This is a genomic window from Nonomuraea sp. NPDC005650, assembly GCF_040605375.1.
GTDB lineage: Bacteria > Actinomycetota > Actinomycetes > Streptosporangiales > Streptosporangiaceae > Nonomuraea.
Genome location: NZ_JBEXCR010000025.1, coordinates 58,100 through 72,092 on the forward strand (window position 1 = coordinate 58,100; position 13,993 = coordinate 72,092).

The following is a 13,993-nucleotide window of genomic DNA, read 5'->3' on the forward strand; positions in this document are numbered from 1 at the left end:
ATCACCGCCTGGTCGGATCGTAAGGGGTCTCGGGGGCCTTCTCGCCACGCAGCTCGGCGAGCTGCTGGGTGATCGCGGCCGTGATGTCGGCCGTCGCCTCACGCAACACGTCCGCCTGGATCGGCAGGCCCGCGTACTTCGACAGGTCCACCGGCGGGCCCACCGCCACGTGGAACGTCTTGCGCGGGAACAGCCGGAGCTTCTTCTCCCCGTACGGCAGCAGCTCGTGCGCGCCCCAGTGGGCCACCGGGATGACCGGCGCGCCGCTCTCCAGCGCCAGCCGGGCCGCGCCCGTCTTGCCCACCATCGGCCACAGGTCGGGATCGCGGGTGCAGGTGCCCTCGGGGTAGAACAGGATCGCGCCACCGTCCTTGAGCCGCTGAGCCGAAATGTGCAGAGACTTGGCCGCCTCGGCGCTGCCCCGGTCGACGGGGACGGCCAGCAGCCCCGTCACCGCCTTCCCCAGAACTGGCACTTTGAACAGAGCGGCCTTGGCCAGGATTACCGGCCAGCGCCCGTTGTTGTAGAGGAAGTGCGAGAGCAGGACCGGATCAGTCCAGGAGAGATGGTTTGTCGCGATGATCACGCCGCCGGTGCGCGGGATGCGCTCCCCACGACGCCAGTCCCTCTTGACCAGGAGCCAGGACAGCGGTTTCACGACGACGACTGCCAGGGTTTCCCAGAAACGCGACGGTCGCGCGGGGCGGCTCATGGTCTCCTCCAACACATGCGGGATGCGCCCCAAGTCTCCCGGTTGGCCGCGCGGGATGTCGAGGCGGGATGCTTAAGACTATGAGCATCCGCTGGTCACTCGTGGTCCCGGTGAAGACGCTGGTCGCGGCGAAGACGAGGCTGGCGGCGGCCACGGGCCCGCACCGGACCAGACTGGCCGTGGCGGTGGCCAGTGACACGGTGTCGGCGGCGCTCGCGTGCGCGTGGGTCGCCCGGGTGATCGTGGTGACGGCCGACCCCGCCGCCGCCGGCCCCCTCGGCGCGCTGGGGGCCGAGGTGGTGCCCGACCCGGACCGCGGCCTGAACACCGCCCTGCGCACCGGGGCCGCCCATGCCGTACGCGTCGCGCCCGGCGACCCGGTGGGGGCGCTCCAGGCGGACCTGCCCGCCCTGCGGCCGGCGGAGCTGGGGACGGTGCTGGCGGCCGCCGCCGAGTTCGACCAGGCCTTCGTGCCGGACGCGCTCGACGTCGGGACGACCTTCTACGGGGTGCGGCCGGGGATGCCGTTCACGCCGAGGTTCGGCGGGGAGTCGCGGGCCAAGCACCTGGCGGGCGGGGCGAAGGAGCTGTGCGTGCCGGGGATCGACTCGGTGCGGCGGGACGTGGACACGCCCGACGACCTGCGCGCGGCCGTGGCTCTGGGCCTGGGCCGCCACACGGCCGCGGTGGTCGCCGAGCTGTGGCCCGGCTCATGAGCTCGTGGGCGGGGCTCATGAGACGGTCGCGGGTGTCTTCATGATGGCGGGCGCGGTCGCCACCGCCAGGTGCGACAGGCCCATCAGTGCCACGCCCGCGGCGAAGGCGGCGTAGCCGCCGAGCCACTCCCCCAGTGCGCCGCCGGCCACCCCGCCCAGCGGGTACGCCCCCCACATCAGGAAGCGCATGCTGGCGTTGACCCGGCCCATCAGGTGGTCGGGCGTGATGCGCTGGCGGTAGCTGAGCTGGGCCACACCGAAGATCGAAGTCACCACGCCGAACAACGACGAGGCCACCGGGAAGATCAGCAGCCCCCAGCCGGGGCCGGTCGCCAGCGCGGGCAGGTAGAGCACGGTCGCCAGGACGGCGGAGCCGTACAGGGTGGGGCCGCTGCCGAAGCGCGCGGTGACGCGGGCCACCAGCGCGGCGCCCACGAGGGAGCCGGCGGCGGCGGCCGACAGCAGCAGCCCGTACTGGGCGGAGCCGACTCCCAGCTCCTTGACCAGGTAGAGCGGCAAGCCGACCGTGGAGATGCCGTTGGCCGTCATGACGAGCGCGCCCCCGACCGCGACCCTGCGCAGCACCCGCTCTCCCGCGACGAACCTGATGCCCTCCGCCACCTCCTGGCGCAGCCTCCGTTCGCTTCGCCGCGGGCTCTCCTCGGCCCGCACGCGTGACAGCAGGAGCGCGGAGAGGAGATAGCTGACGGCGTCGGCGAGCAGCGCGATCGGCGCGGTGAACACGGCCACCGCCCAGCCTCCGACGCCCGGTCCCGCGAGCAGCGAGGTGTTCCTGGTGACCTCCAGAACGCCGTTGCCGCGTTCGAGGCGCTCTTTGGTCACGATGGCGGGCAGGAAACTCAAGTGGGCGACGTCGAAGAAGACCGTGCCCACGCCCAGCACGAGGGCGACCGCGTACAGCTGCGGCAGCGTCAGCACGTCGAACCAGGCCGCCACCGGGACGGAGAGCAGCGCCACGCCACGCGCGACGTCGGACCAGATGAGGATCGGGCGGCGCCGCGACCGGTCCACCCACACGCCCGCGGGCAGCCCGATCAGCAGGAAGGCGAGCATCTGGGCCGCCGACAGCAGGCCGAGCTGGAAGGCCCCGGCGTCCAGGGCGAGGAGCGCCGTCAGGGGAAGGGCCACCACCGTGACCTGCGTGCCCAGTTGCGTGATGGCGTTCGCCCATGCAAACCGCCAGAAGTCGCCCATACGCCCCATATCTCTCGATCTTTACGGCCTGGCCGGGCATGGGGCAAACGAATTACGCTGATCAGTGTGCAGGGAACGGTACGCAGCTTCGACGAGGCCACGCGCTCGGGGACGGTGTTCCTCGACGACGGGACCGTGCTGGAGTTCGGCACGCCCGCCTTCGACGCGGGGCCGCTGCGGTTGTTGCGCACGGGGCAGCGGGTCAATCTCGGGATGTCCGGCGGGCAGATCGCCTACGTCACGCTCTCGACCTTCCCGGTCCCCGACGCCTTCGGCGGCCGGCCGCCGGCGGGCGATTCCGAGTAACGGGATTGCCGGCTGAAAATGCAAACGCCCGGGCCGACGGCCCGGGCGTGCTCGTGCTATGGGTTTACCTCTTCTTGCCGATTTTCTTGCCGCCCTGGTTGACCAGCTCCTTGAAGTCGGAGCCCGGACGGAACTTCGGTCCCCAGCTCTCCGCGACGTTGATTTCCGCGCCCGTCGACGGGTTCCTGGCCGTGCGGGCGGGCTTGTTCACCATCTCGAATGCGCCGAAGCCCGTGATCGAGACCTTGTCGCCGCTGGCCACGGCCTTCTGGATGGTGTCGATGACCGCGTTCACGGCCTCGGTGGCCGTCTTCCTGTCGCCCACCCGATCAGAGATGGCCTCGACGAGTTCTCGCTTGTTCATGAAAGTCCTGCTCCCCCAGTTACGGCTCGGGGTTCCAGCTCACGAGTTCGCCGTAGAAACCCCTTACGGGCTTTGAAAGTAGGCGGGATCGCGGATGAACTCAATCACCTAGCGCGTTTTCCTCACTACGTGGCGTGTCGAGAGAGGCCAGAAAGGCGTCGAGCCGGGCGGCGGCCCTTTCCGGATCCCGCTTCGCCAGGTCGCAAATCGCGAGGTAGCGGCGGGCCAGCCGGTCCTTCTCGGCGGCGGGAAGCATGCGGACGCGGCGGTGCGCCTCGCGCAACCGCCGCGCCAGTTCGTCGTCTTCTAGACGGTCGTCGGCAGCCATGGCTGCCGACCATTCTCGTACGCCGCCACTTCGTCGGCGTGACGCAGGGTCAGCCCGATGTCGTCGAGGCCCTCCATCAGCCGCCAGCGGGTGTAGTCGTCGATCTCGAACGCGACGACCTCATCGGCCCAGCGGACCTGGCGTTCGGCCAGGTCGACGGTGATCTCGAGCTTCGGGTCCGCCTCGACGGCCGCCTGCAGCGCCTCGACCTTGTCGCCCGGCAGGATGACCGGCAGCAGGCCCATCTTCGTGGAGTTGTTGCGGAAGATGTCGCCGAAGCGGGCGGCGATCACGACGCGGAACCCGTACTGCTGCAGCGCCCAGACCGCGTGCTCACGCGAGGAGCCGGTGCCGAAGTCGGGGCCGGAGACGAGGATCGAGCCGCCCTCGTAGGACGGGTCGTTCAGCACGAACGTCGGGTCCTCGCGCCAGGCCGCGAACAGGCCCCTCTCGAAGCCGGTGCGGCTGACCTGCTTGAGCCAGACGGCCGGGATGATCTGGTCGGTGTCGACGTTGCTGCGGCGCAGCGGCACCGCCGTACCGGTGTGGGTGGTGAATGCTTCCATCGGTCCAGGTCTCCTTTACAGGTCGGCGGGCGCGGTGAGACGGCCGGTGACGGCGGTCGCGGCGGCGACCTGCGGCGACACCAGGTGGGTGCGGCCACCCTTGCCCTGGCGGCCCTCGAAGTTGCGGTTGGAGGTGGAGGCGCTGCGCTCGCCGGGCTGGAGCGTGTCGGGGTTCATGCCCAGGCACATCGAGCAGCCGGCCTCGCGCCACTCGGCGCCGGCGGCCTTGAACACCTCGTGCAGGCCCTCCTGCTCGGCCTGCAGCTTGACCAGCATCGAGCCGGGGACGATCAGCGTGCGGGTCTTCACCTTGCGGCCGCGCAGGATCTCGGCGGCCGAGCGCAGGTCCTCGATGCGGCCGTTGGTGCACGAGCCGACGAAGACCGTGTCGACCTCGATCTCACGCAGCGGCGTGCCGGCGGTCAGGCCCATGTACTCCAGCGCCCGCTCGGCGGCGGAGCGCTCGACGGGGTCGGAGAAGCTCTCCGGGGACGGGACGGCCTCGCCCAGCGGCAGGCCCTGGCCCGGGTTGGTGCCCCACGTGACGTACGGGGTCAGCGTCGAGGCGTCGATCTCGACGACCTTGTCGAACACGGCGTCGTCGTCGGTGCGCAGCGTCTTCCAGTATTCGACGGCCTGGTCCCACGCCTCGCCCTCGGGCGCGTGCGGGCGGCCCTTCAGGTACTCGAACGTGGTCTCGTCCGGCGCGATCATGCCGGCGCGGGCGCCCGCCTCGATGGACATGTTGCAGACCGTCATGCGGCCCTCCATCGAGAGCTTGCGGACGGCCTCGCCGCGGTACTCGACGATGTAGCCCTGGCCGCCGCCGGTGCCGATCTTGGCGATGATGGCCAGGATCAGGTCCTTGGCGGTCACGCCCGCGGGCAGCTCGCCGGAGACCTCGATCGCCATCGTCTTCGGCCGGTAGGCGGGCAGCGTCTGCGTGGCCAGCACGTGCTCGACCTCGGAGGTGCCGATGCCGAACGCGATGCCGCCGAACGCGCCGTGCGTCGAGGTGTGGGAGTCGCCGCACACGATCGTCATGCCCGGCTGCGTCAGCCCGAACTGCGGGCCGATGATGTGCACCACGCCCTGACCGGCGTCGCCCATCGGATGGAGCCTGATGCCGAACTCGGCGGCGTTCTTGCGCAGCGTCTCGACCTGCGTCTTGGACACCGGGTCGGAGATCGGGCCGAGCACGGTCGGCACGTTGTGGTCCTCGGTGGCGATCGTGAGATCAGGCCGCCGCACCTTCCGGCCGGCGAGACGAAGCCCGTCGAACGCCTGCGGGCTGGTCACCTCGTGAATGAGGTGCAGGTCGATGTAGAGCAGGTCCGGTTCGCCCTCGGCGCGCCGGACTACGTGTTGCTCCCAGACCTTCTCGGCCAATGTGCGGCCCATGATCTCCTCCTGTTTGTTCGCGACGCGCCATCGCACCGCTTGCTCAGGCCCGGTCCCGCCGGTCGCCGCTCCGGGGGACCAGCGCTCCCACCTGCCTGTCGCTCGGGTCCGGTCTCTTCCCTCGTCACTCCGGTCGCTACGCTCCCATCGTTCCTCGGTCCCGAGACCGGCGCTCCTCGCGGCGGCGGGAGTTTGCCTCCGACTTGCCTTCTCATATGTCGAGACGGCAGTATCGGTGTATGGACAACTCTAGCGGAGTCGGAGTACTCGACAAGGCAGTTCTTGTACTCAATGCCCTCGAAGCGGGACCCGCTTCACTGGCGCAGCTCGTCCAGGCCACCGGTCTGGCCCGCCCCACGGCCCACCGGCTGGCCGTCGCACTTGAGCATCACCGCATTGTGAGTCGTGACACACAGGGCAGGTTCGTACTGGGCCCCCGGCTTTCCGAGTTGTCCACCGCAGCCGGCGAGGACCGGCTGCTGGCGGTGGCCGCCCCCGTGCTCATGCAACTCAGGGATCTCACCGGGGAGAGCGCGCAACTCTACCGCCGCCAGGGCGACGAACGCGTCTGCGTCGCCGCCGCCGAACGCGCGAGCGGCCTGCGGGACACCGTACCCGTGGGCTCCGCGCTGCCCATGACGGCGGGCTCGGCGGCGCAGATACTGCTGGCGTGGGAGGAGCCTGACCGGCTGCACCGCGGCCTGCGCGGCGCCAAGTTCAGCGCCGCCACCCTCGCCTCCGTACGGCGCCGTGGCTGGGCCCACAGCGTCGGCGAGCGCGAGCAGGGGGTGGCCAGCGTGTCGGCGCCCATAAGGGGCAGCGGCGGCAAGGTGATCGCGTCCGTTTCGGTCTCCGGCCCCATCGAACGCCTCACGAGGGCGCCGGGGCGGCTCCACGCGGTGCCCGTCATGGCCGCGGCCGAACGTATAACAGAGGCAATGCGTCGCACGTCATGATCGGCGAAACCAGGTATTTGGGGAGCCGAGTGCCTCGTGGGCGCACTAGCCTGAGTGCGTGACAGATCGCATCGAGGTAGCCGCCACTGAGCTGCGACCCCTGCTCGAAGAGTTCATCATGTGGGCGCGTGCGAACGCCCCCGGAAGCGACCCCGAGCTCGTGGGGCCCGCCGCACTGTGGCACCGTCTCGCCTTCTCGCAGGACCTCGGCACGTGGAAGCGCGCCGACCTGCGCAACCTGCTGCTCGACCGCATGCCCAAGGTCGTGGAGGATCCCGACGCAGCCGCCGACGGGATGCTCCCGGCCGTGGACGCGTACCTGACCTTCCTCTCCCAGACCGGCAGGCTGGGCAAGGACTCCGACTCCCTCGCCGATCTGCAGGAGGAGCTCGACGACGTCGAAGACGAGTTCGTCGACCTGATGGAAGAGCTGCTTGACGACACCGAGGGCGACGACGGGGAGGACGAGGTCGGCGATCTGGGCGATTTCGAGCCGTTCGCGGACGACCTCGCCGAGCTCGACACGATCCGGCTGCGGCCCGACTCGGAGCTCGCCGAGGCGGCCCGGCAGGCGCCGCTGGTGGCCAAGGCCCGCGACCTCGCCCTCTGGGTGGGATCCGGCCGCCGGGTGGGCGAGGACACGCTCCTCTCCGACACCGAGGTGGAGGAGGCGCTGGCCGCCGTCGGGCTGCCCAGGCCCGACGCCGACGGCCCCATCGCCGAGGCCGTCCCGCAGCTCTGGAACATCTGGAACCTGGCCGTGGACCTGGAGTTCCTCCAGCCCGGCGAGGGCAACACGGTCGCGGTGCAGGACGACACCTCGGAGTGGCCGTTCGACGACGACGAGGACGTGCTCGACGCCTGGATGCTCGGGCTCCACTCCGTCGACTACGGCGACCCGGAGCTGAGCGACGAAGACCTCACGATGGCGCTGGCGGGCCTGACCCGGGGCCTGCTGGTCAGGCTGCTGCTGGCGGGCGGCTCACGCGACCTCGAGGAGCTGGCCCAGGACCTGGCCGAGTCGGCCGCCGACCTCGACGAGCTGGGCTCCGACGCGTGGCAGGCGGCCGGCGACCCGCTGGCCCCCGCGATCGACTGGCTCGTCGGGTACGGCATGGTCGAGGTCGACGGCAGCACCCTCCGCCTCACGCCGCTCGGCACCGAGGGCGTCGTCCACCTGGTGGACGACGCCGACATCGAGGTGGACGCGCGGCCCGCGATCGAGTCCATGAGCGCCCACGAGCTGCTGGCCCTCAGCGCCGAGCTGCCCGAGGACGAGGCGGACGCGGAGTTCGCGGCCTGGATGCGGCTCCGGGAGCCGGGCAAGGCGGCCGAGGAGCTGCTGGACGCGGCGGCCGAGGACGAGAGCGACGCGCTGATCAGGGTGCAGGCGGCCAGCGTGGTCGGCACCCTCGGCGAGGCCGCCATCCCGGCCTGGCAGGCGGCGCTCAAACAGCCCTCGCTCCGGCCGTACGCGGCCACGCACCTGAGCCAGCTGGAGGTCCCGGGGGCACCCGAGCCCACCCAGGACGACACCCACTGGCTGATCCTGGACATGTGGACGATCTCGGCCGGGCTGGGGCGCTCGGAGTTCGTGAGCAGCCTGCGGGACATCGGGCCCGAGATGGTCAACAGCCTGCTCGAGGTGATCTGGCGGATTCCGCACGCGCACGTGGAGGAGCTGCTGGACCTGATCTCCCAGGTCCACCCGGACAAGCAGGTCGCCAAGGCGGCCCGCCGCGCCCTCTTCAAGGCCCGCTCGGTGTGACATCCCGCTCTTCGGAGGCCCCCGCCGCGAACTGCGACGGGGGCCTCCGCCGTTCCTGGCACCCCCACGCCCGACACCCGGGTCCTGTCACATCCCGGGCCACGGCCAAGCTCCTCGGGGCGTGCACACTCACAGCGAGCAACCCACCCACCGCCGCAGAGCCGAACCCCTCAGGCCCCCGCACACACCACGCCGAGCCAGACATCTCAGGGCCCACATACACCGCGTAGACCCAAGCACCCCAGCGGCCCGCACACACCACGCCAAGCCAGACGCCTCAGGAACCACCCGAAAGCACCGCACCTCGCCCCCACCTCAAGGACCCGCACAAACCGCGCAGCCCCCCACCTCAGGGACCCACACGCGCCGCGCAACGCCAGACACCTCAGGGAGCCGCACGCATCACGCAGGGCCGACCCCTTGGGGCCTCACGACGTCACGGGCAGGCAACCCACCACGCGCGGCCCAGCCCCTCGGAGCCCTCCACGCCCGCAGCAAGCACCACCGCCGCAGAGGACCTGCCACCTCGGGACCAGCAGACCTCGGGACCAGCAGAGCTCGGGCGAGCGTCTCAGCGCTTGTGGCCGGGCCTGTTGAGTCTCGCGCGCTCACGGCGGGCAGCCCCCACACGCCCGGGGCCGGACATCTCGGGTATCGCGGGTATCTCGGGTCTCTCCGGTCCTTCGCTCCCCGGGCCGACCCACCGCACGTGGCGGGGCTCCTTCGGGCTCACGCTTTCGTGCGTCGACCACTCGCCGCAAACGGCAAGGCTCTCTGATCGGAGAGACGACCGTGAGGTGCGGTCGGCTGCCGCCGGTACGGGTGCCCGCTTGCGAGGTCGTCAGCCGTCGGAAAAGCAAAACGCCCCGGGGCTGTGCGCTCCGGAGCGAGTGGGGTGAACGTAGTCCCGACCGGATTCGAACCGGCGCTACCGCCTTGAGAGGGCGGCGTCCTGGGCCACTAGACGACGGGACCTTCGTGGGCTTGTAACAGTGGTAGTCCCGACCGGATTCGAACCGGCGCTACCGCCTTGAGAGGGCGGCGTCCTGGGCCACTAGACGACGGGACCCTGTCCACAAGCTGCTGGTGCCGGGATCTCCCCCGGCAACGCAGGTAACTCTACCGCACCCCGGAGACCACTCCAAACTGCTTAACGGCCCATCAGATCGGGCCTGTGGCGGCGAACCCAGTCCCCCATCGCCCCGCCTTCCCAAAGCGGGTCGAACTCCCCAAGCGGGATCGCCACCTCCGGCCGACCGGTGACCGGGTCCACGGGAACCCGGGCCAGCCGCTCGCGCATCCAGCCCGGCGCACGCGGCGGCAGTGTCCGCTCGCCCCACCCGACGAGCCCCACCGAACGCAACGGCTCCACCCGTACCCGCACACCGCCCGGACGCCCGAGGCGCCTGGGGCTGCCCAGCTGGGTGTCCACGACGTCGATCCTGGTGAGGTCGGGCCAGCGGAGGCGGACACGGAAGCCGTACGAGTCGGTCAGCTCCACGCCGTCGGCGGAGAAGCGGACGACGGTGCCCGTGGTCAGGCGGCGGTGCTTGGCCACGAGCACGGCCAGCAGGGCAGCGGTGGCCAGCGCCCCGATGACGGCGCCCAGCGGGGTGCTGCCGGTGAAGATGGCGCCGAGGAGGAGGCAGACGGCGAAGAAGAGGGCGAGGGGAGCGACGAACGGGGCGACGAAGCGCGGGAAGTTGCCCGCGCGAATGCGAAACTCATCCATAAGTCGGGCGGACTCTACCCAAACCACTGCCACGACTCCACCCCATCACCACCACACGCCCCTCACCCACCAACTCGGGTAAGGCGAGTGGGTCAGCCGGTGAGGAGGCCGCGGCGGTAGGCCTCGGCCACGGCTGAGGCGCGGTCGCGGACGTCGAGTTTGGCGTAGATGTGCAGAAGGTGGGTCTTGACGCTGGCCTCGCTGATGAACAGGCTGGCCGCCGCCTCCTTGTTCGTGGATCCTCCCGCCACCAGGCGTAGGACCTCCAACTCCCGCTTGCTGAGCTTCCCCCTGGCGGGCCTGCGAAGGGCCTCCGCGAGGCGTCCGGCCACAGCGGGGGCGAGGACGGTCTCGCCTCGGTGGGTGGCGCGGACGGCGCGTACGAGTTCCTCCGGCGGAGCGTCCTTCAGCAGGTAGCCGGTGGCGCCCGCTTCGAGGGCGGGCACTACGTCGGTGTCGAACGTGGTCAGGACCAGCACCCGCGGACCCGTGCCGCTGAGGCGGCGGATCGCGGTGACGCCGTCCATCCCCGGCATGCGCAGGTCCATGAGGACGATGTCGGGCCCGAGCTCGGCGGCCAGGCGTACGGCCTCCGCGCCGTCGGCCGCCTCACCGACGATCTCCAGGTCGGGCTCACCACCGAGTGCGGCGCGCAGGCCGTCGCGCACGATGGGGTGATCGTCCGCTATCAGCAGCCTCAGCCGCATCTCTCCCCCTCCGGCCGACACTCGTCCCTCCCCCGTCAGCGTCTCATCCATCGCCCCTCCAGGTCGGCTCGGGCCAAGGCCGATCGACCACGTGTCAGGCACGCCCCCACCGAAGACCCCGCCACCGGCTCACCGATCAAACCGGCCCAGCCGTCCCATGCCACGGCACTCCAGCGCCCCATGCTGCGCCACAAGGGTGCCTTCATGGCTTGCCGCCTCAGCGCAGCGCCGGGTCCTCGTGCAACATCCCGTGCCACGTCGCAAGGGCACCGCGGCGCTGCTGCCCACCGGCGCGTCTGCGCGGGTGGAGGAAGCCTCGTGAGTGGCTTCCGTCGAGGGGCGGGATGGGCGGGCGTTGAGACGACGCACGGCTGGAGCGGCCTCGCTGATGGCCTCGGTCGAGGGGCGGGGTGAGCGGGGCGTTGAGGGGACACGCAGCGGGGGCGGCCTCGTGGGGCTCCGATCAGGGGAGGGCGTTGAGAGGGCGTGTGGCGGGGGTGGCCTCAGTGGTGGCTTCGGTCAAGGGGTGTTGAGGGCGGGGGTGGGGTTTGCTGGTCGTCTCGCGGGTCGCCTTCGGCGGGGATGGCGGGGATCTCGGCGGCGATGGTGGTGCCTTGGTTCGGGGCGGCTTCGAGGTGGAGGGTGCCGCCGACGGCGTGGGTGCGCTGGCGCATGCCGTCCAGGCCGAAGCCGTCAGCGGGCTTCTGCGGGTCGAAACCGGCGCCGTCGTCGCGAATGTCGAGGAGGATGGTTTCGTCCGTGTACGACAGAGTCAGGCCCGTCCTGGTGGCTCTGGCGTGCTTGGCGACGTTCGCCAGTGCCTCCTGGGCCACGCGGTACAGGGTGTCCTCGATGGGGGCGGCCAGGGCGACCGGGGTGCCGGTGATCTCGAGGGTCAGGTGTACGCCGGCCGACCGCGACCACGACTCGGCCAGGTCCGTGATCGCGTCGGGGAGCCTTGAAGTCTCCAGCGGCTCCGGGCGCAGGGCGCGTACGGATCGGCGGGCCTCGGAGAGGCTGCGGCGGGCCAGCTCGGCGGCCTGGTCGAGGTGGCGGCGGCGGGACTCGGTCTGGGAGGCGCGGTCGGCGGCGTTGAGCTGGCCGATCAGGGCGACGAGGTCCTGGGCGACCGTGTCGTGGATCTCGCCCGCCACGCGGTGCCGCTCGTCGCGCACGCCCGCCCGCCTGGCCTGGTCGAGGAGCCGGGTGTTGAGGGAGGCGTTCTCGGCCATGGCGGCGCGCAGGCGCTCGACCAGGCGGCGGCGCTTGTCGTGCTCGCCGGAGACGTACCAGCCGGCCGCGACCAGCGGCAGCGCCACGCCCGCGATCACGGTGAACAGGGTGCCCTGGGCGCCCGGGCCCGCCTGGGCCGTCACGACGACGACGGCGGTGAGCGTCACGCCCGCCATGATCAGCCGGGGCGGGAGCAGGGCGATGGCCAGCGGGTAGCCGATCGAGGCGAAGACGACGAAGACGGGGCTCGCGGCCGTCAGCGCGCAGGCGAGGGCGATCAGCACGAGGTAGTGACCCACGACGAGCGCGCGGTGCGTGTCGCGGCGGGGGTGGAGCCAGCCGATCGGCGCCAGCCACACCGCGGCGGCCAGCGCGACCGCCGGCCACCACGGCGCGTACGACGCCGGGCCGGAGCCCAAGTCCGCGACCGACCCGCCAAGCCACGAACCGCCCGTCGCGAGACCGGCACTGGACCACGGGCCGTCCGTCGCGAAACCACCGCCGAACCACGAACCAGCCGTCGCGAAGCCGTCACCGGACCACGGACCGGCGGTCGCGAGAGCGTCGGTGGTCGCCGCCCAGCCTGGGCCCGCTGTTTCGGCGAGCCAGACCGCGAAGGGGCCGGCCAGCCAGCGCAGGAGCGGCCAGGGTGCGCCGCTGGACGGCGCGTCCGCGAGGGCGGCCGCGGTCGAGGAGATCCCGAGCAGCCCGTAGGCCAGGCACAGGAAGGCCCAGCGTTCGCGCCCGTCGAGCCAGCTCATGAGATCGGGCCCGGGCACGTCGTCAACCGATCGGTGGATGCCGGGCGTCCACCGCACGACGAGCCGGCCAGGCGATGCGCATCCGCTCTGAGCTGGGCGAACATCGAGACATGAGTATTCCGACCCGTAGGGACATGTTCCAGTACGCCGCCGTCGCGGGCGCGGGCGCCGTGGGCGTCTCGGCCGCCGGGCGCAAGAGGGAAGTGACCACGTACGTCTTCGTGACCGGCTCGAACGGCGTGGCCAGCGGCGACTCCGAGCTGACGCTGCGCGGCCACCGCACCGTCGGCGTGAACCTGCCGGGGCACGGCCCCGAGGAGCAGTTTCACCTCGCCTACCAGGCCCCGCAGGACCTGGGGAAGCTGGCCACGCTGCCGTCGCCGGTGGCGGGCATCACGCTGGACGACTATGTCGAGGCCACGGTGGACGTCGTGCGCCGGGTCGCCAAGCACGGCCCGGTGATCCTGGTGGGCGGCAGCCTGGGCGGCGCGACCATCACGAAGGCGGCCGACGCGGTGCCCGACCTGATCGACCTGCTCGTCTACGACACCGCGTTCTGCTGCACGAAGCTGAGCTCGCCCAACGACTATCTGGCGACGCCGGAGGGCAAGGAGAGCCTGGCGGCCGGCGTGGCGTCGGGCATCATCGCCGACCCGAGGGTGATCGGCGCGATCCGCATGAACTGGCGCACGAACGACAGGAAGTTCTTGGACGCGGTGAGGGCGGCGTTCATGGCGGAGGCGAGCGAGGGCGAGCTCCTGGCCATGCTGAACACGTTGCTGCCGGATGAGAGTCTCCAGGTGGGGAGCGCCGACGCCCGGGGGCGCAAGGAAGCGTGGGGGCGGGTGCCGCGCGTCTACATCAGGCACACGCGGGACAAGGTGATCCCGCTCGCACTGCAGGACCGGATGATCAAGGAAGCGGACGCGACCACGCCAGGCAACAAGTTCAAGGTTTACTCGGTGGAGGCTTCGCATGCGCCGACGGCTAGAACGTACCGGCTGATTACCGACATCCTGCACAAAGTGGCGAAATGATAATGCTGGGGTACCAGGACTCGAACCTAGACTAACTGAACCAGAATCAGTCGTGCTGCCAATTACACCATACCCCACCGCTTGCGAACCTCTGGGAGGTGCGCTTCGGCGACGTCCGAAAGAATAGCCCAGCTCCGGGGTTAAGACCAAAACGAATAGCCAACGTGCCGTCCACCGCCCACAGCACAGGC

The 13,993-nt window shown here is 70.9% G+C and carries 14 protein-coding genes and 3 tRNA genes; 5 read left to right on the forward strand and 12 right to left on the reverse strand.

What is annotated here, in order from left to right; all coding sequences use genetic code 11:
- Window position 1 precedes the first annotated feature (1 nt).
- Window positions 2-712 carry a lysophospholipid acyltransferase family protein gene (locus ABZS69_RS37525; RefSeq protein ID WP_355380474.1) on the reverse strand — a complete coding sequence of 237 codons (711 nt, stop codon included), beginning with the start codon at window positions 710-712 and terminating at the stop codon, window positions 2-4.
- A gap of 80 nt (window positions 713-792) precedes the next feature.
- Between ABZS69_RS37525 and cofC the strand changes: the two genes are divergently transcribed.
- A complete protein-coding gene (gene cofC, locus ABZS69_RS37530; protein WP_355380476.1) occupies window positions 793-1,428 on the forward strand; it encodes a 2-phospho-L-lactate guanylyltransferase in 636 nt (211 codons plus the stop codon).
- Between the two features lie 15 nt (window positions 1,429-1,443).
- Here the strand turns inward: cofC and ABZS69_RS37535 are convergent, their stop codons facing one another.
- The gene (locus tag ABZS69_RS37535) at window positions 1,444-2,652 is read right to left on the reverse strand and encodes an MFS transporter (protein ID WP_355380478.1); all 1,209 of its coding nucleotides are present in this window, start codon (window positions 2,650-2,652) and stop codon (window positions 1,444-1,446) included.
- A gap of 57 nt (window positions 2,653-2,709) precedes the next feature.
- Here ABZS69_RS37535 and ABZS69_RS37540 point away from each other — a divergent pair, with 57 nt between their 5' ends.
- Window positions 2,710-2,949: a hypothetical protein gene (locus ABZS69_RS37540; protein ID WP_355380480.1), complete on the forward strand. Its 240-nt coding sequence runs from the start codon at window positions 2,710-2,712 to the stop codon at window positions 2,947-2,949.
- Between the two features lie 64 nt (window positions 2,950-3,013).
- On the opposite strand, the gene ABZS69_RS37545 is transcribed toward ABZS69_RS37540, so the two are convergent.
- From ABZS69_RS37545 to leuC, 4 genes are all read right to left on the reverse strand, one after another.
- Window positions 3,014-3,313, reverse strand: a complete 300-nt coding sequence (locus ABZS69_RS37545; RefSeq protein WP_355380482.1) for an HU family DNA-binding protein — start codon at window positions 3,311-3,313, stop codon at window positions 3,014-3,016.
- A gap of 100 nt (window positions 3,314-3,413) precedes the next feature.
- On the reverse strand, window positions 3,414-3,641 hold the full coding sequence (locus ABZS69_RS37550; RefSeq protein WP_355380484.1) for a hypothetical protein: 228 nt from the start codon (window positions 3,639-3,641) through the stop codon (window positions 3,414-3,416).
- Complete coding sequence (gene leuD, locus ABZS69_RS37555; protein ID WP_355380486.1) at window positions 3,620-4,207, reverse strand: 3-isopropylmalate dehydratase small subunit; 588 nt, start codon at window positions 4,205-4,207, stop codon at window positions 3,620-3,622. Before leuD ends, ABZS69_RS37550 begins: the two co-directional genes overlap by 22 nt.
- A 15-nt stretch (window positions 4,208-4,222) precedes the next feature.
- Complete coding sequence (gene leuC, locus ABZS69_RS37560; protein WP_355380488.1) at window positions 4,223-5,608, reverse strand: 3-isopropylmalate dehydratase large subunit; 1,386 nt, start codon at window positions 5,606-5,608, stop codon at window positions 4,223-4,225.
- Between the two features lie 239 nt (window positions 5,609-5,847).
- On the opposite strand from leuC, the gene ABZS69_RS37565 reads away from it, so the two are divergent.
- Entirely contained in the window at window positions 5,848-6,564 is a 717-nt protein-coding gene (locus ABZS69_RS37565; RefSeq protein ID WP_355380490.1) for an IclR family transcriptional regulator, read from the forward strand.
- A 58-nt stretch (window positions 6,565-6,622) separates the two neighbouring features.
- Entirely contained in the window at window positions 6,623-8,332 is a 1,710-nt protein-coding gene (locus ABZS69_RS37570; RefSeq protein WP_355380492.1) for a hypothetical protein, read from the forward strand.
- A gap of 902 nt (window positions 8,333-9,234) precedes the next feature.
- Here the strand turns inward: ABZS69_RS37570 and ABZS69_RS37575 are convergent.
- The 5 genes from ABZS69_RS37575 to ABZS69_RS37595 all read right to left on the reverse strand — a co-directional run bounded on the left by ABZS69_RS37575 (window position 9,235) and on the right by ABZS69_RS37595 (window position 12,783).
- A tRNA-Glu gene (locus ABZS69_RS37575) sits at window positions 9,235-9,307 on the reverse strand.
- 18 nt (window positions 9,308-9,325) lie between these two features.
- Window positions 9,326-9,401: transfer RNA gene (locus ABZS69_RS37580), tRNA-Glu, on the reverse strand.
- An 81-nt stretch (window positions 9,402-9,482) separates the two neighbouring features.
- Complete coding sequence (locus ABZS69_RS37585) at window positions 9,483-10,064, reverse strand: hypothetical protein (protein ID WP_355380494.1); 582 nt, start codon at window positions 10,062-10,064, stop codon at window positions 9,483-9,485.
- 92 nt (window positions 10,065-10,156) lie between these two features.
- Window positions 10,157-10,822: a response regulator transcription factor gene (locus ABZS69_RS37590; RefSeq protein ID WP_355380496.1), complete on the reverse strand. Its 666-nt coding sequence runs from the start codon at window positions 10,820-10,822 to the stop codon at window positions 10,157-10,159.
- 452 nt (window positions 10,823-11,274) lie between these two features.
- Window positions 11,275-12,783 carry a sensor histidine kinase gene (locus ABZS69_RS37595; RefSeq protein ID WP_355380498.1) on the reverse strand — a complete coding sequence of 503 codons (1,509 nt, stop codon included), beginning with the start codon at window positions 12,781-12,783 and terminating at the stop codon, window positions 11,275-11,277.
- Between the two features lie 92 nt (window positions 12,784-12,875).
- Between ABZS69_RS37595 and ABZS69_RS37600 the strand changes: the two genes are divergently transcribed.
- Window positions 12,876-13,802, forward strand: coding sequence for an alpha/beta fold hydrolase (locus ABZS69_RS37600; RefSeq protein ID WP_355380500.1), 927 nt, complete (start codon window positions 12,876-12,878; stop codon window positions 13,800-13,802).
- A 5-nt stretch (window positions 13,803-13,807) separates the two neighbouring features.
- On the opposite strand, the gene ABZS69_RS37605 is transcribed toward ABZS69_RS37600, so the two are convergent.
- A tRNA-Gln gene (locus ABZS69_RS37605) sits at window positions 13,808-13,879 on the reverse strand.
- Between the last annotated feature and the right edge of the window lie 114 nt (window positions 13,880-13,993).